Here is a 17,829-nt window from a genome sequence, read left to right as displayed (position 1 = left end):
CCGTCACCGTCACCGTCACCGGTCGCGAATGGCCGCGTACACGCCGCCGTCAACGAGGATGTCGACGCCGTTCAGGAAGCTCGCGCCGTCCGAGAGCATGAACGCCACGACCTCGGCGATCTCCTCCGAGCGGCCGGTCCGGCCGAGGGGTGTCGCGTCGATCATCCGCTGCATCGACGCCTGCTTGGCCGCCTCCTGCCGGCCCTGCGGGGTGTCGATGATGCCCGGTGCCAGCGAGCACACGCGTGCTCCGGCCGGACCGAGCCGCACCGCCTCCTTCCGCGCGAACCGGGCCACGCCGTGCTTGGCCCACGGGTAGGCCCAGGTGGTCTGCTCCAGCTGAGGCCCGACAGCCTCGCGGATACGGTCGAGGAAGTCCTCCCGCAGCGGCTCGTCCAGGATGGCCCCGACGGCCGGATCCGGGTTGTCGACCCGCGCGATCATCGGCGACATCGAGGAGAAGTACACGTGCGCGGTGCCTTGGGTGGCCAGCGGGCGCAGCGCCTCGGCCAGCAGGGCGGTCCCGACGAGGTCCACCTCGAAGATGCGCCGCCAGTCGGCCATGGAGGGCGAGATGCCGGCCGCGTGGGCGACGGAGCGCAGCGTGCCCAGCTCGGCGACCCGGTCAGCGAGCCCGGCCAGGCCCTCGCGGTCGGTGATGTCGACGCCGAACGCCTCGGCGTGCGCCCGGCCGGCCGCGTCGTTGAGGTCCTTCGCGACCGCCTCCACGCCGGCCGTGTCCCGGTCGACGAGCAGCAGCACGTCCACGGTGTCGACGAGCCTGCGTGCGCAGGCCTCTCCCATGCCGCGGCCGGCTCCGGTGACAATTCCTACGGTCGTCATGCGCTGCTCCTCGGTGAAGTACGTTCCCTGGACCGGCGCCATCGGCCCCGGGCGCGGGTACCGCCCCCGCCGGGACTGCCGGGCCCGGCGCGGAGACCCGTCCCGTTCGCATCCGGTGGCCACGGTCGCCGTACCGGCATGCAAACCGGTCGGGCTGACGGACACCGGACCGCTTCCGGACATTTTCCGGACGTGACGGCCCTCACACCGATTGTCCGCGACCGGTTCGACGGTCGTGTCACGGCCGCAGGGCCGGTGGCGGCGGCCGCGGAGACGGCGATGTCAGCTGCGAGGCTGTCCGAGCCGGTAGCCGAAGCCCCGGTGGGTATGGATCAGGGCGGGTTCCTCACGGTCCACCTTCACACGGAGCCGGGAGACGAGTTTCTCGATGGCCTCGGTCGCCCGGAACTCCCCCCAGACGTGCCGGCCGATCTGCTCCTTGGACAGGACGCGCTCGGCGTTGGAGAGCAGATGCCGCAGGAGCCGGTACTCGGCCGGAGACAGCCCGAGCGCCCTGGAGCCGCGCCAGGCCTGGCAGCCGGCCGTGTCCAGGACGAGGTCGGCGTAGGCGGCCTCGCCCGCCTCGCCCGCGGAGTGCCGGCCTCGCAACAGCATCTGCGCACGCGCCAGGACCTCTGCGGCCCGGACCGGTTTGGTGACGTAGTCCTCCCGGCCCCGGCCGAGCACGGGCAGGAGGGTGTGCAGGTATTCGCAGGTGATCAGATAGAGCAGCGGCGGCCGGTCCTCGGGCGGGATGCGGCGGCTGCGTGCCACTTCCTTGAGGTCGGGCAGCGTGGCGTCCCAGACCACCAGGTCGAAGCGCCGCCGGGTGATCTGCTCGATCCCCTCGAAGCCGGTTCCCGCCGTGCCCGCGACGCTGTACCCGGCCAGTTCGAGCGTCGTGGTGAGCAGATCGGTCTCCGAGGAGTCATGTCCGACGATCAGGACGTCCCGGCCGCCGGTACGGGACGGCGGCGTCTGGACCTCGGGATTCCCTCGCATGACGGGCCCTTTCGTGGTGTCGGGGCGGGCACCCCAGTCAATAATTGCCTAACTCAAGTAAAAGCACTACCGTCCTCCCCATGTGGAAAACGGTGCGGCGCGCGGCGTGGGCCACGGTCCACCTCTTCGCGGCCGCGGCGATGGCCTTCGGCATGTGGATCTTCATCACCGTGCTGCTGATCACCGCGGTCGCCACGTTGGCCGTGGTCGGTGCCTGGCTGCTCCCCGAGACGGTGCTGCTGGTCCGCCGGATCGCGGGGGCCAAACGGAGCCTGACCGCCGCGTGGACGGGCGTGAAGATCCCCGAGGTGTACCAGCCGCTGACCGGCACCATGCGCGCGCGAGTGGTCCAGTCGGTACGCGACCCCAGCACCCGCCACGACCTGCGCTGGATGATCGCCTACTGGTTCTACGGCGCCCTGCTCGCCCTCGCGCTGCCGCTGTGGCCGGTGGGACTGGTCGTCGACGGCGTGTGGTGCGGGCTGCTGCGCCGCGAGGCAGTCGTACTGCCGCTGATCGTGCGGCTCGCGGACCTGGAGGCCGACTGGTCGACCGCTCTGCTCAAGCCGTCCCCGCAGGCACAGCTCACGGCCCAGGTCGAGAGGCTGGCGCAGACACGGGCCGACGCGATCACCGCGCACGGCGCCGAACTGCGCCGGATCGAGCGCGATCTGCACGACGGGGCACAGGCCCAGCTCGTGGCGCTGTCCATGCGCATCGGGCTCGCCAAACGCGCCTACGGCCGTGACCACGAGATGGCGCTGAAGCTGCTGGACGAGGCCCAGGCGCAGGCCGAGAAGGCGCTCACGGAATTGCGGCAGGTCGTGCGCGGCATCCATCCTCCGATCCTCACGGACCGCGGCCTGGCCGGTGCGGTCCGGGCCCTGGCCGCGAGCAGCGGACTGGAGGTCACGCTGGACGACGGCGGCCTCGACACGGGAGTACGGGCGCCCGCCGCGGTGGAGGCGGCCGCCTACTTCGCGGTGGCCGAGGCGCTCACCAATGTCTCCAAGTACAGTGGGGTCACCCGCGCCGAGGTACACCTCGTCCGGGCCCGCCGCGGCCTGCGGATCAGCGTCCGGGACGAGGGCTGTGGCGGTGCCGACGAGACCGGCGGCTCAGGGCTGCTCGGCATGCGGCGGCGCGTAGCCGCGCTCGACGGGACCGTGCGGATCTCCAGCCCCGTCGGGGGGCCGACCGTGATCGAAGTGGAGTTGCCGTGCGTGTGGTGATCGCCGAGGACAACGCCCTCCTGAGGGAGGGGCTGGTCCTGTTGCTGACCTCGGCCGGGCACGAGGTCGTGGCCGTCGCGGGCAGCGGGCCCGAGGTCGTGCCCGCGCTGCTGGCGCACCGTCCGGACGTGGCCGTGCTCGACGTACGGATGCCGCCCTCCTTCCGCGACGAGGGGCTGCGGGCGGCGCTGGAGGCCCGGGAGCGGATCCCCGGGCTGCCGGTGCTGGTGCTCTCGCAGTACGTCGAGGAGTCGTACGCCAGTGAGCTGCTGGGCGGCGGGAGCAGCGGGATCGGGTACCTGCTCAAGGACCGGATCGGCCGGGTCGACGAGTTCCTCGACGCACTGGAGCGGGTCGCGGCGGGCGGCACGGCACTGGACCCGGAGGTCGTCACCGAACTCCTCACCCGCCGCAAGGACTCCCCGCTCGACTCCCTCACCCCGCGCGAACGGGAGGTACTGAAGCTGATGGCACAGGGTCATGACAACGCGACCATCGCCGGGACCCTGGTCGTCACCGAGCGCGCGGTCCACAAGCACATCGGCAACGTCTTCCTGAAGCTGGGGCTGCCGCCGAGCGACAGCGGCCACCGGCGCGTCCTCGCCGTGCTGGCCTATCTGGCGCACGCACCGCAGGAGTGAAGACCGACGGACCGGTCGCCGGGGTCCGCGACGACGGGCCGGGCTTCCCGGCCCGTTCGGCACACCCCCGATCCCGAGCGCGTCCGCAGCGGCTCTCGCGCCGCAGGTACCGGCCTCCCGGGGTCGGCCTTCCGGACCGTCCGGGCGAGGGCGCGGACCCGGTCCCGGAGCCGCCGGCGGCGTGATCCCGGCCCTCCGGGGGCGTGGGCTCAGCACCGCGCGGTGGCCGGGTCCGGCGACCGGTCATGACCAGGGCTGATCGGCCGGGTGCACCTGCTTCGGCTTGCGGCGGCCCGCGACGAGACCGCTCGCAGCGCCCAGCGACACCAGGCCCATGAACGCGGCGCCCATGATTCCCTGCACCCCGCCGATGGCGAAGTACATCGCCGCCGCCGCACCGGCGTTGAAGAGGAACAGGAACCAGAGGGTGCCCCTCCTCGACAGGAACGCCTTGATCTTCGGCTTCTTCGCGATGCGTGATCCCGCCAGCATCGACACGGCGATGCCGGAGTAGGTGGCGACGTCCTTCTGGGTGCCGTCGAGGACGGTACCGGAGGCGGAGCTCGCGGCGAGTCCGGCGACGAAGCACGACCACAGGAGCAGGTCGCGGAAGAAGGCCTTGACGCGGGCGAGGAACTTCATGGCGGTGTCCTTGGGGATGGGGGATGCGAGGTCCGGTCCGGCCGGTGGATCCGTTGCGGTCCGGGCCGTCCGTGGTCTCCACGATCCCGGCGCCCACCCGCCGCCACGAGGAAGCACCCTCCCCGGTCCGTGGTGTAGCGGGCTACACCACGGTCTCGGGGGTGCAGCCCGCTACACCCCCGACCGGGGGGTGCACGCCCTCGTTTCCCCGTCCTCCGACCGGGATCGTCGATCTCGGAAGTCGTTTCACGCTCACCGCGGTGAGCCGAGGCCCAGGAGGTACAGCCGTGCGGGCATCACAGCTTTCCCGAGTACTGGTCGTAGGAGCGTCCGCGGCCGGACTCACGACGGTCGAGTCGCTCCGGCGCAAGGGCCACACCGGCCCGATCACCGTGCTCGGCGAGGAGCCACACGCGCCGTACGACCGGCCGCCGCTGTCGAAGCAGGTGCTCTCCGGCGCATGGGAGCCCGAACGGGCCGCGCTGCGCACCCGGGAGGCGTTGTCGGGACTCGACGCCGAGTTCGTGCTCGGTGACCCGGCGGTCGCGCTGGACACGGCCGCACGGACCGTACGGACCCGGTCCGGACGGGAACTGACCGCGGACGCGGTGGTCATCGCCACGGGCGTACGTGCCCGGCAGTTGCCGGGACAGGGCGGGCAGGAGGGCGTCCACACACTGCGCACCCTCGACGACGCACTGGCCCTGCGCGCCGGCCTGCTGGCCGCCGAGCGGCTGGTGGTCGTCGGCGAGGGGGTGCTCGGCTCCGAGATCGCGGCCACCGCACGGACCCTCGGCCTGGACGTCACCCTCGCCGGCCCGCTCGCGGCGCCGATGGCCCTGCAGGTGGGCCCGCTGGTGTCCGGCGTCCTGGCCGACCTGCACACCGAGCGGGGTGTACGGCTCCGGCTCGGCACCGGCGTCGCCGGGCTCGACGGCCGGGGCGGCCGGGTCACCGGCGTCCGGCTGGCCACCGGTGAGGTGCTGCCCGCGGACGTGGTGGCCGTCTCCATCGGCGCCGTCCCGGCGACACAGTGGCTGGAGGGCAGCGGGCTCACCCTCGACAACGGGGTGGTGTGCGACTCCCGGTGCCGGGCGGCCGACGGGATCTACGCCGTCGGTGACGTGGCCCGCTGGTACCACGAGGGGCTCGGCCGGTTGATCCGCCTGGAGAACCGCACCAACGCCACCGAGCAGGCGGCGGCGGTCGCCGACGCAGTCCTCGGCGACGAACGGCCGTACACCCCCGTGCCGTACTTCTGGACCGACCAGTACGACGCGCGGCTCCAGGTCTACGGCTTCCTGCCCGCGGACGCCGAAGTGGACGTCGTGGAGGGTGATCTGACGGCCCGCCGGTTCGTCGCACGCTACCGCAGCGAGGGCCGGGTCACCGGAGTCCTCGGCTGGAACATGCCCAAGCAGACCCGGCTGCGCCGCCAGGAGATCGCCGACGCGGTCGCCACCGCCCCCGCCCACTGAGAGATCAGGAGAGATCCCATGAAGGTCATCATCGACGAGAGCAAGTGCGTCGCCGCCGGACAGTGCGTGTCCGCCGCCATGGACGTGTTCGACCAGCGCGAAGAGGACGGCATCGTCGTCGTGCTGAACGAGAACCCGCCGGCCGAGCTGGCCGATGCCGTCCGCGAGGCGGCGGCGGTCTGCCCCGCGCTGGCGATCCGCATCGCGGACTGAACCTCCCGCCTTCAGTTCCCCCCTCCCCCCACTCCCCCACGCGATTTCCGGAGCAATGCCATGACCGAGACGACACAGACCTTCCCTGCCGCGCAGCCCACCGAGTACCCAGGAGACAGGGCGGCCGGGTGCCCGTTCGCGCCGCCCGCGGAACTGCTCGCCCTGCATGAGGAGAAGCCGGTGTCCCGGGGCCGGATCTGGGACGGCAGCACCCCCTGGCTCGTCACCGGCCACGCCGCCCAGCGCGCCATCCTGTCCGACCCGCGGGTGAGCTCGGACGACAAGCGGCCGGGGTTCCCGCACCCGAGCCGGGCCCAGGCCGACAGCGCCCCGCACCACCCGCTGACCGTCTTCAACGCCGACGGCGCCGAGCACACCCGGATACGCCGGACGCTGACGAGCCCGTTCACGCGCAAGCGGATGGAACAGCTCCGTCCGGAGATCCAGCGGATCACCGACGACCTCGTCGACAAGATGCTCACCGGCCCCCGTCCGGTGGATCTGGTGACCGCCCTCTCGTTGCCGCTGCCCTCGCTGATGATCTGCGCGCTGCTCGGAGTGCCCTACGAGGACCACGAGTTCTTCCAGGAGCACGCCTCCGTCGCGACCCGGCGCTTCAAGACGGCCGAGGACGACCGGCGGGCGTCGGCGGCTCTCGGCGGCTACCTCGCCGGACTGCTCCGGGCCCGGATGGCGAACCCCCGCGACGACGTGCTCTCCGCCTTCGCCGCGCGCGTCGGGACGGGCGAACTCAGGATCGAGGACGCCACCCTGCTGTGCATGATCCTGCTGATCGCCGGACACGAGACCAGCTCCAACATGATCACCCTGGGCACCGCCCTGCTGCTGGAGCAGCCGGACCAGCTGGCCCGGCTGCGCGAGAACGAGGACCCCGCGTTCCTCGCGAACGCCGTCGAGGAACTGCTGCGCTACCTGACCGTCCCGCACCTGGGCCAGCGGCGGATCGCCGACGAGGACATCGAGATCGAGGGCGAGACGATCCGGGCCGGGGACGGCATCGTCGTCCCCCTTCCGGCCGGCAACTGGGATCCCGGCGCCTTCCCCGAGCCGGAGAGGCTCGACCTCGCCCGCAAGGCGAGCCACCACCACGCCTTCGGCTGGGGCGTCCACCAGTGCGTGGGCCAGCAACTCGCCCGTGTCGAGCTCCAGGTCGTCTTCGGCACCCTCTTCCGCCGCGTTCCCGGCCTGCGCCTCGCGGTCGGCCGTGCGGAACTCGACTTCAAGGGCGACTCGCTCGCCTACGGTGTCCACGAACTGCCGGTCACCTGGTAGCCGGATCCTCCGGACACCTCATCGGCTCAGCCCTCGCTCCTCGGATCCCCCGTACCGGGGCCGAGGCCGGAGCCCGGCGGGACGACCGCCGCGTCTGCCCCCTGGACGGAAGACTCATGATCGACAGCTTGCAGCGGTACGCTCGCCGCCGGCACCTCGCCCTCGACGCACTCCTCGCCCTGGGCCTGTTCGGGTGCTCCCTCCTGACCTGTCTGGGAGCGCTCGAAGGCCAGGACCCGCCCGGCGCGTGGTGGCCCACTGCCCTCGTGTCCGTGATCTCCTGCGCGGCCCTGGCGTGGCGCCGTACCCGCCCGCGGGCCACGGCCGCGCTGACGCTGGCCGGTGCCCTGGCCATGACCGCGCTCGGCCATCTGGTCACGGTTCTGCTGCTGGGCCCGCTGATGGTCGCCCTCTTCGCGCTGGCCGCCCGCACGAACCGCCGCACCGCGAACACCGTCGCCGGCATCGGGATCGTGCTGCTCACCGCGACGGCGCTGATCGCCGGGGCCTCCGACGAGCCGCTGCTGGTGAAGCTGCTCAGTCCCGCCTTCTGGCTGCTGCTGCCCACCTCGCTCGGCACCCTGAACCGCGTCCACAAGGCGTACCTCGAAGCCGTTCAGGCCCGTGCCGAACACGCGGAACGCACCCGGGACGAGGAGGCGCGGCGCCGGGTCACCGAAGAGCGCCTGCGCATCGCCCGCGACCTGCACGATGTGGTCGCCCACCACCTGGTCCTGGCGAGCATGCAGGCCAGTGCGGTGGCGCGCTTCTTTCGGCCGCAGCCCGACAAGGCGGAGCGGGTCCTGGCCGAACTCACCGTCGCCACGTCCGCGGCGCTGCGTGAACTACGGGCCACCGTAGGCGTGTTGCGCGACCCTCAGGACGAGGAGCAGCCCTCGGACCCCGCGCCCGGACTCGCCGGCCTCACGGACCTGACCGGCTCTTTCCGGGGCGCCGGGCTTGCCGTCGCGGTCAGCGTCGGAGGAGCACGGCTGCCGCTGCCCACGAGCACGGATCTCACGGCCTACCGCATCCTGCAAGAAGCGCTCACCAACGTCACCAAACACTCGGCCGCCCGAGAGGCCCGGGTACGTCTCGACTACTCCCCCGGCCTGTTCCGGCTCACCGTCACCAACGACGGAGTGGCTCATCGCCCCGGCTCACCCGATCCCCACAGTGGTTACGGCATCCTCGGGATGCGCGAGCGGGCCCGCTCGGTGGGCGGCCGTCTCAGCGCCGGCCCGCGTCCCGGAGGCGGATTCGAGGTCGTCGCGGATCTCCCGCTCGCACACTGATCGCCTGGCCCGAGCAGTGGCTTCGGCCTCCGGGCACCCTCCGTCGGGCCACCCTGTTTCCGGTCACGGCTCCGTCCGGGGCCCCTGTCAGGCGATGCGGAGGTCGGCTCCGTCGGCGATACGGCGTTCGCCGGCACCGGCGACGTGCCGACCGCCACCTCGATGTGCGCGTCCGGGGCACGTTCCACACCCCACGCGCGGCTCGGCCCCGGATGCCCGCACAGCGCTGGGGCCGGATCGTCTGCACCGGCCCGACCGGTAGCCGGGGATGTCCGGCTACCGGTGGGGCGGGTCAGGCCGGCGCGCCCGAGGTGCTCCTCCTCAGGATCGCACCCGCATCGACCTTCATCTGGAGACCGGTCACGTACCGCGACTCGTCCGAGGCCAGGAACAGCACGGCGTTGCTGATGTCCGACGTGTCGACGTACGGGATCGGCATGGCCTGGGTGCTGCGGAAGGCCTCCACAGCGTCCTCGCGCGTCGGGTCCTCCAGGTCGGGGCGGAAGATGCGGTACATCGGCCGGCTCTGGAGCATGTCCGTGTCGCAGTTGGTCGGATGCACGGCGTTGACCCGGATGAGTCCCGGTCCCAGTTGGATCGCCAGGTCGTGCACGAATCGGGCTACCGCGCGCTTGGCGTGGGAGTAGCCGGAACCGCCGGGGCCGGTCTCGGGGCTGTCGACACCGCCCACCATCAGGCCGGCGGACGAGCCGATGCAGATGACGGAACCCCCCTGGCCGAGGTGCGGGTAGGCGGCCTCGACGGTGTTGATGACGCCGACCAGGTTGACACTCACCGCGTCCAGGAAGCCCTCGGCAGGCACGTCCAGGCCCACGGGGGCGATACCGGCGTTCGCCACCACGACGTCCAGGCGCCCGAGTTCCAAGACTCCGGCGGCAACGGCGGACGCGAGCTGCGAACGTTCACGGACGTCCGCGCGGCGGGCGACGATCCTGCGGCCGAGCTTCTCGACGAGCCGCACCGTCTCCGCCAGGTCGGCCTCATCGGCCAGCGGGTAGTGGGCGGTGGCGATGTCCGCGCAGAGATCGACGGCGATGATGTCGGCACCCTCCTCGGCCAGCCGAAGGGCGTGACTGCGGCCCTGACCGCGTGCCGCGCCGGTGATGAATGCGACCTTGCCCTCAACTCGCCCGGCCATACCGGCCCTCCCTCGTCGTCGCGACGGACGGCTGCCGGGAAACACAGGTCCACCGACAGCCCGTCCACCTCCCTGCGTGCCACTTACCGACCATAGCGCCAATTCAGTGAACTATATACACTCATACATCTGGTGGCGATCCTGAGTCCGACGGGTTCCGGTCCACCGGTGGCACGCGATCACAGGGAGCGGCTGTGAGCAGAAGAATCGCGACGAACGCCGATCCCAGGATCGGCAAGGCCCTGGAACAGGCACTGAACGCCGGCGAGAAGGGCGTGCAGATAGCGGCCTTCCGCCACGGTGAGCTGATCGTCGACGCCTGGGCCGGCGAGATGGGGGACGGCCGGGCGGTCGACGGTGACACCCTGTTCCCCGTCTTCTCGGTGACCAAGGCCGTCGCGGCTTCCGTGGTGCACCGCTACGCGCAACGCGGACTGCTGGACCTCGACCGCCCGGTGGCCGACGTCTGGCCCGAGTACGCGGCCCACGGCAAGGGCGGCATCACCTTCGACCACGTCCTCAGCCACAGGTCCGGGGCGCCCACGATCGGGGCGGACACCACCCTTGAGGAGCTGTGCGACTGGGACACGATGGCGGCCAAAGTCGCCGACCAGCGGCCGGTGGCCGAACCCGGCACCCAGAACGCGTACAGTCCCTTCGCTTTCGGCTGGGTGCTCGGGGAGGCGGTACGCCGAGTCGATCCGCAGCGGCGGCCGTTCCTGGACATCGTCCGTGAGGAGGTACTGCTCCCGCTCGGTATGGACGACTTCTTCCTCGGCCTGCCCGACGACCGGCGCCCCCGGGTCGCCACGCTTGCCGGTGACAGCGCGCCTTCCTCGGACGACCCGCTGTTGCAGGCGGCCTCACCCGGGCATCTGCCGTTCGCCCCCTCGATGTTCAACCTGCCCGAGGTACAGCGAGCGGGCCTGCCGTCGGCCGGCGGCATCGCCACCGCCCGGGCGACGGCCCGGCTCTTCGCGGCCTACGCGGCGTCCGGGCACGACGGCGGTGACCCCTTCTTCACGGCCGGCACCCTGCGCCGTTGCCGCACCCCCCGGCCGGCCGACGTCGACCGCACCTACGGCTTCGTCATGCCGGTCGGGCACGGCGGGCTGTGGCAGTTCGCCCCCGGCGTGAGCGACACGAGCCCGGGCGGCGCCCTGACCGAGGGGGTGCTCTCCCACACGGGGGCCGGTGGCACGGTCGCCTGGACGGAACCCGAACTCGGCCTCTCCGTCGCCGTCCTGCACAACCGGATGTTCTTCGGCCCGCAGCAGATCGCCCCGTTCGGAGCGATCGGGGACGCCGTGCACGCCGTGGCCGCCGACTGGACCTGAGAGACCAGAGCTTTTGTCACGGCGGCGGCCGGCGTCGACCGGTCTGGTGCCCGGCGGACTACACCGGCTGCCGGTCCGCCGAGGCCTCGGCCGCCAGCCCGCGCATCACATGTTCGAGCAGTGCGAGCAGCACCCGCTTCACCGACTCCCGGTCCCGGGCGTCGCAGAACACGAGCGGCACATCGGGCGGCAGGTCCAGCGCCGCGCGGATGTCCTCGGCGTCCTCGTCGCACATGCCGTCGAAACAGTTGACGCCGACGGCGAAGGGAATGCCGCGGTGTTCGAAGAAGTCGACGGAGGGGAAGCAGCTGTCCAGCCGCCGGGTGTCGGCCAGCACGACCGCCCCGAGCGCGCCGCGGGACAGGTCGTCCCACATGAACCAGAAGCGATCCTGGCCGGGTGCCCCGAAGAGGTAGACCACGAGGGCCGTGCTCAGCGTGATCCGACCGAAGTCCATGGCGACGGTCGTGGTGGTCTTGCGCTCCACGCCGGCCAGGTCGTCGACGCCGACGCTGGCCTCGGTGATCAGTTCCTCGGTGCGCAGCGGCTCCGTCTCGCTGATGGTGCCGACGAGGGTGGTCTTCCCGACGCCGAAGCCGCCGGCGATGAGGATCTTGGCCGTCGCCGCGTCGGGCGAGACCGCGGTGAGGTCAGAGTCTTCGAATGCCATCGATCACTGCCTGAAGGAAGCGGGCGTCGGGGGTACCGGCCGCCGGGGGTGCGGAAACGGAGACGAGTTCGGTGTCGAGAAGGTCGCCCAGCAGGATGCGTACGACCGAGACCGGCAGGTCGAGGGCTGCCGCGACCTCCACGAGCGCCGTCGGCCTGCGGCACAGCGCGAGCAGCCGGTGCTGTTCAGGCTGAAGCCGCTGGTCACGGGTCGGCGGGCGGACGGTGCTGATCAACGCGATCAGATCGACGTCGGCACGGACCGAGTGGGTACGGCCCCCGGTCACGGCGTAAGGCCGGACGAGACGGCGCGGGTCGTCCTCCGCCCACGGGTCTTCCTCGGACCAGTGTCTCATTCATGCTCACCCGTATGTGGACCCCCGCTGTATTGAGGGAAGCGTGGTGCGGCGCTGAGGAACTGACCCACCTGCCGCACCAGCATCGTCATCTCGTATCCGACGTTGCCCACGTCCACCTCTGAGGCGGCGAGCACCGCGAGCCGGGCGCCGCCTCCGGCCGTGGTGACGAAGAGAAAGAGGTCGTCCATCTCGATGACCGTCTGCTGGACGCGCCCGCCGCCGAAGTGACGGCTGGTGCCCTGGGCCAGGGAATGCACCCCTGAGGCGATGGCCGCGAGTTGCTCGGCGTCGGCCCTGGCCAGTCCGGCCGAGGAACCGACCAGCAGCCCGTCCTCCGACAGCACGATCGCGTGCCGGGTCTCCGGGATGCGGTCGATCAGGTTGTCGAGAAGCCAGGACAGACCTTCGCGCGCGGTGTTGGTTCGTGTCATGGGGTGGTGTTCCTTGTCGGGCTGGTGCGGGTGGGCAACGGACGCTGGTGGGACGGGTGCACGGGCCAGTCAGGTACGGGTACCTCGTCCTGGGCACGAGCTCGCCGCGTGCCGTCACGGAGCGCGGCGAGCATCGAGCGGGCCTGTTCCGGGCGGCGCTCCTCCGCCTCCCGCCCCGGGCCATGGTCGGGTTGTTCCTCGCGCCGCTCCCGAAGCTGGGGGGCGAGGTTGGCCAGCCGGACCCGGCGCGGCAGGCGGCTCTGGCCGCCGGCGCGGTTGCCCACCGCGAGCGCGCCGTCCGGCACTGCTCCGGTCCCGTTGCCGCGCACACCCCCCGGGGGCCGGGCCGGTACGCCGGCAGGCTGGGTCGGCGCCGTGGTGCGGGTGCGCCTGGGCATGCCGGCGACCGTCGTCCCTTCCTGCGCCGTGGAGTCGACCGAGGCCAGGTGTCGCTCCGCCCGAGGGTCCAACGTCATCGGCGGGAGGTCGGCGACCGGCTCGGTCAGGTCGTGCGGGAGGATGACGACGGCCAGCGATCCCCCGTACGACGACGCCTGCAGGCTGGCTTTGATGCCGTGACGCTGAGCGAGATGCCCGACGGTGAACAGGCCCAGGCGCGGGTCCTCGCCCAGCGAGGTGATGCTGAACTCCCGGGGGTCGTGCAGCAGAACGTTGGCGGCCTCGTACTCCTCCTGCGACAGCCCCAGGCCGCGGTCCTCGACCTCCACGACATATCCCTGAGCCACCGGCAGGGCGCGGACGCGCACTTCCGTGTGCGGGGGCGAGAAGGTCACGCCGTTCTCGATCAGCTCCGCCATGAGGTGGATGGTGTCGCCGACGGCCGGACCGGCCACGGCGATCGCGGGCATCGGCTCGACCACCACCCGTGTATAACCCTCGATCTCGGACACCGCGCTACGCAGCAGGTCCGCGAGTGCCACGGCCTGCTTCCAGCGGCGCCGGGGCGCCGAACCGGACAGGACCGTCAGGCTCTCCGCGTTTCGCCGCATACGGGTGGCCAGGTGGTCGACGCGGTAGAGGTCGGCGAGCAGCTGGGGGTCCTGCTCCTTGCGTTCCATGCCGTCGATGACCGTGAGCTGTCGGTGCACCAGGATCTGGATACGCCGGGACATGTTGAGGAACACCATCCGCGCCCCCTCACGCAGCTCCGCCTGCTCCAGCGCGACGCTCACCGCGATCCGCTGAGCGCTGTTGAAGGCCTCCGCGACCTTCCCCAACTCGTCGGTGCCATAGTTGAGTTCGGGGAGATCGTCGAGGCCGGTCTGCTTGCCGTCGGTGCGCAGCCTGCCGATCAGCTCGGGCAGTCGCTCCTGGGCCAGATCGAGGGTCGCCTCGCGCAGGCCAGCCATCCGGCCGATGAGTGACCGCGTGATGCGCCAGGACAGCACGGCGACCGCGAACACCGCCAGCAGGGCGAGTGCGCTGCCGACCAGCACCCTGACCAGCAGCTCGTGGTTCCGGTCCACACTGTTCTGGGTGACCTGGGCCAGGTACTCGTTCTCCACGCCTTGCACATCGGTGAAGACACGGCCCGGTGCAGAGGCACGGGCGGCCGTGACACGGGGCACCTCGATACGGTCGCCGCCGCCCGCGGCCGCCACGGGCAGAGCCGCTTCGAAGGCGTCCAGTTCGACCCAGTCGCGGCCGTCCATGGTCTTCTCCAGCCCGTCCCGCATGCTCGCCGGGAGGTAGGGAGTGACCTCATTGGTGAGGATGGAGCTGCGCACAGCGGCCGCAGCGGCCAGAGTGGACCGCTCCTGAACGCTCAACCGCCCACCGGCCGCGGCCGCGTCGAGGACGGCCCGCTCCTCCGCGAGCGCCTCCGTCGCCCGCAGGAAGGACAGCGCGTGCGCGGCTTCCGCCGCCGTGGCTCCGCTGCCGTCGTCCGTGCTCAGCGTCCCGAAGAGGTTGAGCACCGACTGGATCATCGCGGAGTACACGTCGAAGACATGCCGCCGGTCGGCCTTTCCGCCGTCCACTGTGGTCCGCTCCGCGGTCAAGGCGTCCAGTCGCTTGCGGACAGTCCCCAACTGGGCCTGGTATTCGGCCGATCCGTCACTGGCTGAAGCGGTGTCGGCCTTGTGGAAGTCCGCGAGGATACGGTCCGTGCGGGCCCGCTGGGCGACCAGAGCGGCACGGCTGCCGTGCGACGACAGCAGCAGAACCGTCAACTGCCGTTCCTTCTGAAACTCGGCGACGCCCGGCACCAGCGCGTACGTCGTCTTCGCCGCCTGTCCGACATGGCCGGCCTGGCGCCACTGATTGAACAGCACGGCCGAGCCACTGAACCAGAGCAGGATCATCGCCACCGCCGGGACTACCGCGAGCGAGATCAGCGAGGCACGGATGCTGCGACTCCGGCCCGAGTTCGGCCTCATGCGTACGGCCTTTCCCCTGTGCCGGCTCACTTCACCCGCCGACGTGGGGCGGAGCGGAGGCGGAAGCGGTCTGTGGCGTGGAGCTGGGGCACCGGGGGCTTTCCTTTCCGGAGGGGAGGCGCGTAGTGCGACGGCGTCACCGGACAAACGGGCATGACGAAACACGGCAGCAGGGGCCGGGAGTTGAGTGGAGCACGGACGAAGGGCCGGGCAGGTAGCCGCTGATCAACGGCAAGCCATCCGCCCCGTCGCGCAGTTGAGGTAAGCATGAAACCGAGCCCGCCGAGCAGGGTCAAGCGACTGTGCAGGCATATCGTTATGGACGTTTAGGGTAGTCAGTACACTATGCGCGTAGACATTCTGACACCCCCTCACATCGAAACTCTTCTCACCGTCACGTTTTGGCTGATTACACATGGTGAAGCGGCGACGTACGACACACCGGGCACCGACAGCGGGCACCAAGCCGCACGATGGGGCACACTCATCGCACCCATGCGACGTGACGCACATCACATCGCGCAGGGAGTGCGAAAGCCCTTACCCCACCCCTTCGCCACTCGGACACGGAGAAGCCAATCCCGTACCACCCCGACCGCGGATCATCCAAGCCGACAGATTGGGGCGATCGGTCGAAAGGATCAGCCACGCCCTGGATCCACTGTTTTATTGACCATTCGGTACACGATTCAATAGCATGCGAAGAACCCGCGGGGGAGCCGGCGTTCGGTCGATCAAGACCCCCCGAATCCTGACGAGGACTTGAGCATGAGGATCGTTGTCACTGTGAAGTACGTGCCCGACGCCACTGGCGACCGGCACTTCGCCGATGACCTGACCGTGGACCGTGACGACGTGGACGGTCTGCTCTCCGAGCTGGACGAGTACGCGGTCGAGCAGGCGCTGCAGATCTCGGAAGGCCGGCGGCAGGGAGGGGACGACGACGTCGAGGTGACCGTTCTGACGGTCGGTCCCGAGGACGCCAAGGACGCGCTGCGCAAGGCGCTGTCGATGGGCGCGGACAAGGCCGTCCACGTCGAGGACGACGACCTGCACGGCACCGACGCGATCGGCACCTCGCTGGTGCTGGCGAAGGCGATCGAGAAGGCCGGCTTCGACCTGGTGATCTCCGGTATGGCCTCCACCGACGGCACCGCCGGTGTGGTCCCGGCCCTGCTCGCGGAGCGTCTGGGCGTCCCGCAGGTCACCCTGCTCTCCGAGCTCTCCGTCCAGGACGGCACCGTCAAGGGACGTCGTGACGGCGACGCCGCCAGCGAGCAGCTGGAGGCCTCCCTGCCCGCCGTCGTGTCGGTGACCGACCAGTCGGGTGAGGCGCGCTACCCGTCCTTCAAGGGCATCATGGCGGCCAAGAAGAAGCCGGTTCAGTCGTGGGACCTGTCCGACCTCGACATCGAGGCGGAGGAGGTCGGCTTTCAGGGCGCCTGGACCGCGGTCCAGGACGCGACCGCGCGTCCGGCCCGTACCGCGGGCACGATCGTCAAGGACGAGGGCGAGGGCGGCAAGCAGCTCGCCGAGTTCCTCGCGGGCCAGAAGTTCATCTGAACCACAAGGAGTTGCTGTCCCATGGCTGAAGTCCTCGTCTACGTCGACCACGCAGGCGGCGTGGTCCGCAAGCCCACCCTGGAGCTTTTGACGCTGGCCCGCCGTATCGGCGAGCCCGTCGCCGTCGCGCTCGGTGCCGGTGCCGCCGGCACCGCCGCAGCCCTCGCCGAGCACGGCGCCGTGAAGGTGCTGACGCACGACGCCTCCGAGTACGCCGACTACCTGGTCGTCCCGAAGGTCGACGCGCTGCAGGCCGCCGTCGAGCAGGTGTCCCCGGCCGCGGTGCTGGTCCCGTCCTCCGCCGAGGGCAAGGAGATCGCCGCCCGCCTCGCGCTGCGCACCGGTTCCGGCATCATCACCGACGCCGTCGACCTCGAGGCCGGCGACGAGGGCCCAGTGGCCACCCAGTCGGTGTTCGCCGCCTCGTTCACCACCAAGTCCCGCATCACCAAGGGCACCCCGGTCATCACGGTCAAGCCCAACAGCGCCGCCGTCGAGGCCGCCCCGGCCTCCGGTGCGGTCGAGGCGCTGGCCGTGACCTTCTCGGCCGCCGCGACCGGCACCAAGGTCACCGGCCGTACCCCGCGCGAGTCCACGGGCCGCCCCGAGCTGACCGAGGCCGCGATCGTGGTCTCCGGCGGCCGCGGCGTGGGCGGCGACTTCACCGTCGTAGAAACCCTCGCCGACTCCCTCGGCGCGGCCGTCGGCGCCTCGCGTGCCGCCGTCGACGCCGGCTGGTACCCGCACACCAACCAGGTCGGCCAGACCGGCAAGTCGGTCTCCCCGCAGCTGTACATCGCCAACGGCATCTCCGGCGCCATCCAGCACCGCGCGGGCATGCAGACCTCCAAGACGATCGTCGCCGTCAACAAGGACGCCGAAGCCCCCATCTTCGAACTGGTCGACTTCGGTGTGGTCGGCGACCTCTTCGACGTCGTCCCCCAGCTCACCGACGAGGTCAACACCCGCAAGGGCTGATCTTCCGCTTCTCCGGGCGATGGTGTGGAGGGCTTCCCCCGGATGGGGGTACCGCTCCGCCGCGCCCGGCGCTCCCGTCGCCTAAAGCGCGTTGCAGAACGCCGTGTTTTTGCAGGTCAGGGCCCGACCGCGGCTCTGCTGATCATGCGACCAGGGCGAGGTTGTGCATGCGGGCGACGGCCTGGACCGCGTGGTGGAGGCCCTCGCCGCGCTGCCCGCAGTCACGGAGGATCTTGTAGTTCTTCAGCCGCCCGATCCCATATTCGACCCGCGCACGGACCCGGCGATGCCCGGT

General features: G+C 71.1%; 17 protein-coding genes and 1 pseudogene. 9 read left to right on the top strand and 9 right to left on the bottom strand.

Annotated elements, in window-relative coordinates; genetic code table 11:
• Positions 1–15 precede the first annotated feature (15 nt).
• Positions 16–843 carry an SDR family oxidoreductase gene (locus tag ABZ887_RS44755; RefSeq protein WP_361304061.1) on the bottom strand — a complete coding sequence of 276 codons (828 nt, stop codon included), beginning with the start codon at positions 841–843 and terminating at the stop codon, positions 16–18.
• 282 nt (positions 844–1,125) lie between these two features.
• Positions 1,126–1,845 carry a response regulator transcription factor gene (locus ABZ887_RS44750; RefSeq protein WP_361304058.1) on the bottom strand — a complete coding sequence of 240 codons (720 nt, stop codon included), beginning with the start codon at positions 1,843–1,845 and terminating at the stop codon, positions 1,126–1,128.
• Positions 1,846–1,925: 80 nt separating this feature from the next.
• On the opposite strand from ABZ887_RS44750, the gene ABZ887_RS44745 reads away from it, so the two are divergent.
• Together ABZ887_RS44745 and ABZ887_RS44740 are read left to right on the top strand one after the other, a co-directional pair.
• Positions 1,926–3,077, top strand: coding sequence for a histidine kinase (locus tag ABZ887_RS44745; RefSeq protein ID WP_361304055.1), 1,152 nt, complete (start codon positions 1,926–1,928; stop codon positions 3,075–3,077).
• Positions 3,065–3,718 (top strand): response regulator transcription factor, encoded by a 654-nt coding sequence (locus ABZ887_RS44740; protein ID WP_361304052.1) that lies wholly within the window; start codon positions 3,065–3,067, stop codon positions 3,716–3,718. Before ABZ887_RS44745 ends, ABZ887_RS44740 begins: the two co-directional genes overlap by 13 nt.
• A gap of 243 nt (positions 3,719–3,961) precedes the next feature.
• On the opposite strand, the gene ABZ887_RS44735 is transcribed toward ABZ887_RS44740, so the two are convergent.
• A complete protein-coding gene (locus ABZ887_RS44735; RefSeq protein WP_361304049.1) occupies positions 3,962–4,360 on the bottom strand; it encodes a hypothetical protein in 399 nt (132 codons plus the stop codon).
• Positions 4,361–4,647: 287 nt separating this feature from the next.
• Here ABZ887_RS44735 and ABZ887_RS44730 point away from each other — a divergent pair, with 287 nt between their 5' ends.
• The 4 genes from ABZ887_RS44730 to ABZ887_RS44715 all read left to right on the top strand — a co-directional run bounded on the left by ABZ887_RS44730 (position 4,648) and on the right by ABZ887_RS44715 (position 8,639).
• The gene (locus ABZ887_RS44730) at positions 4,648–5,838 is read left to right on the top strand and encodes an FAD-dependent oxidoreductase (protein WP_361304046.1); all 1,191 of its coding nucleotides are present in this window, start codon (positions 4,648–4,650) and stop codon (positions 5,836–5,838) included.
• 18 nt (positions 5,839–5,856) lie between these two features.
• On the top strand, positions 5,857–6,051 hold the full coding sequence (locus tag ABZ887_RS44725) for a ferredoxin (protein WP_361304043.1): 195 nt from the start codon (positions 5,857–5,859) through the stop codon (positions 6,049–6,051).
• 60 nt (positions 6,052–6,111) lie between these two features.
• Positions 6,112–7,344, top strand: a complete 1,233-nt coding sequence (locus ABZ887_RS44720; RefSeq protein WP_361304040.1) for a cytochrome P450 — start codon at positions 6,112–6,114, stop codon at positions 7,342–7,344.
• Between the two features lie 116 nt (positions 7,345–7,460).
• Positions 7,461–8,639 (top strand): sensor histidine kinase, encoded by a 1,179-nt coding sequence (locus ABZ887_RS44715; RefSeq protein ID WP_361304037.1) that lies wholly within the window; start codon positions 7,461–7,463, stop codon positions 8,637–8,639.
• Positions 8,640–8,931: 292 nt separating this feature from the next.
• On the opposite strand, the gene ABZ887_RS44710 is transcribed toward ABZ887_RS44715, so the two are convergent.
• The gene (locus tag ABZ887_RS44710; RefSeq protein WP_361304034.1) at positions 8,932–9,798 is read right to left on the bottom strand and encodes a mycofactocin-coupled SDR family oxidoreductase; all 867 of its coding nucleotides are present in this window, start codon (positions 9,796–9,798) and stop codon (positions 8,932–8,934) included.
• Between the two features lie 194 nt (positions 9,799–9,992).
• Here ABZ887_RS44710 and ABZ887_RS44705 point away from each other — a divergent pair, with 194 nt between their 5' ends.
• The gene (locus ABZ887_RS44705) at positions 9,993–11,135 is read left to right on the top strand and encodes a serine hydrolase domain-containing protein (RefSeq protein WP_361304031.1); all 1,143 of its coding nucleotides are present in this window, start codon (positions 9,993–9,995) and stop codon (positions 11,133–11,135) included.
• Between the two features lie 58 nt (positions 11,136–11,193).
• Here the strand turns inward: ABZ887_RS44705 and ABZ887_RS44700 are convergent, their stop codons facing one another.
• From ABZ887_RS44700 to ABZ887_RS44685, 4 genes are read right to left on the bottom strand one after another with little or no spacing between them, the layout of a single operon-like run.
• Positions 11,194–11,805, bottom strand: a complete 612-nt coding sequence (locus ABZ887_RS44700) for an ATP/GTP-binding protein (RefSeq protein ID WP_361304028.1) — start codon at positions 11,803–11,805, stop codon at positions 11,194–11,196.
• Positions 11,786–12,160 (bottom strand): DUF742 domain-containing protein, encoded by a 375-nt coding sequence (locus ABZ887_RS44695; protein WP_361304025.1) that lies wholly within the window; start codon positions 12,158–12,160, stop codon positions 11,786–11,788. The genes ABZ887_RS44700 and ABZ887_RS44695 overlap by 20 nt, the downstream gene beginning before the upstream one ends.
• Positions 12,157–12,594 carry a roadblock/LC7 domain-containing protein gene (locus tag ABZ887_RS44690; protein ID WP_361304022.1) on the bottom strand — a complete coding sequence of 146 codons (438 nt, stop codon included), beginning with the start codon at positions 12,592–12,594 and terminating at the stop codon, positions 12,157–12,159. Before ABZ887_RS44690 ends, ABZ887_RS44695 begins: the two co-directional genes overlap by 4 nt.
• Positions 12,591–14,993 carry a nitrate- and nitrite sensing domain-containing protein gene (locus tag ABZ887_RS44685; protein WP_361304019.1) on the bottom strand — a complete coding sequence of 801 codons (2,403 nt, stop codon included), beginning with the start codon at positions 14,991–14,993 and terminating at the stop codon, positions 12,591–12,593. The genes ABZ887_RS44690 and ABZ887_RS44685 overlap by 4 nt, the downstream gene beginning before the upstream one ends.
• Before the next feature lie 762 nt (positions 14,994–15,755).
• Here ABZ887_RS44685 and ABZ887_RS44680 point away from each other — a divergent pair.
• Positions 15,756–16,556, top strand: a complete 801-nt coding sequence (locus ABZ887_RS44680; RefSeq protein ID WP_361304016.1) for an electron transfer flavoprotein subunit beta/FixA family protein — start codon at positions 15,756–15,758, stop codon at positions 16,554–16,556.
• A 21-nt stretch (positions 16,557–16,577) separates the two neighbouring features.
• On the top strand, positions 16,578–17,534 hold the full coding sequence (locus ABZ887_RS44675) for an electron transfer flavoprotein subunit alpha/FixB family protein (protein ID WP_361304013.1): 957 nt from the start codon (positions 16,578–16,580) through the stop codon (positions 17,532–17,534).
• A 142-nt stretch (positions 17,535–17,676) separates the two neighbouring features.
• Here ABZ887_RS44675 and ABZ887_RS44670 read toward each other — a convergent pair.
• Positions 17,677–17,829 (bottom strand): annotated as a pseudogene (locus ABZ887_RS44670) (IS5/IS1182 family transposase); the annotation flags it as partial.

The sequence above is a fragment of the Streptomyces sp. NPDC047061 genome (assembly GCF_040643955.1).
GTDB lineage: Bacteria > Actinomycetota > Actinomycetes > Streptomycetales > Streptomycetaceae > Streptomyces.
This window is presented reverse-complemented; position numbering and strand designations above follow the sequence as displayed.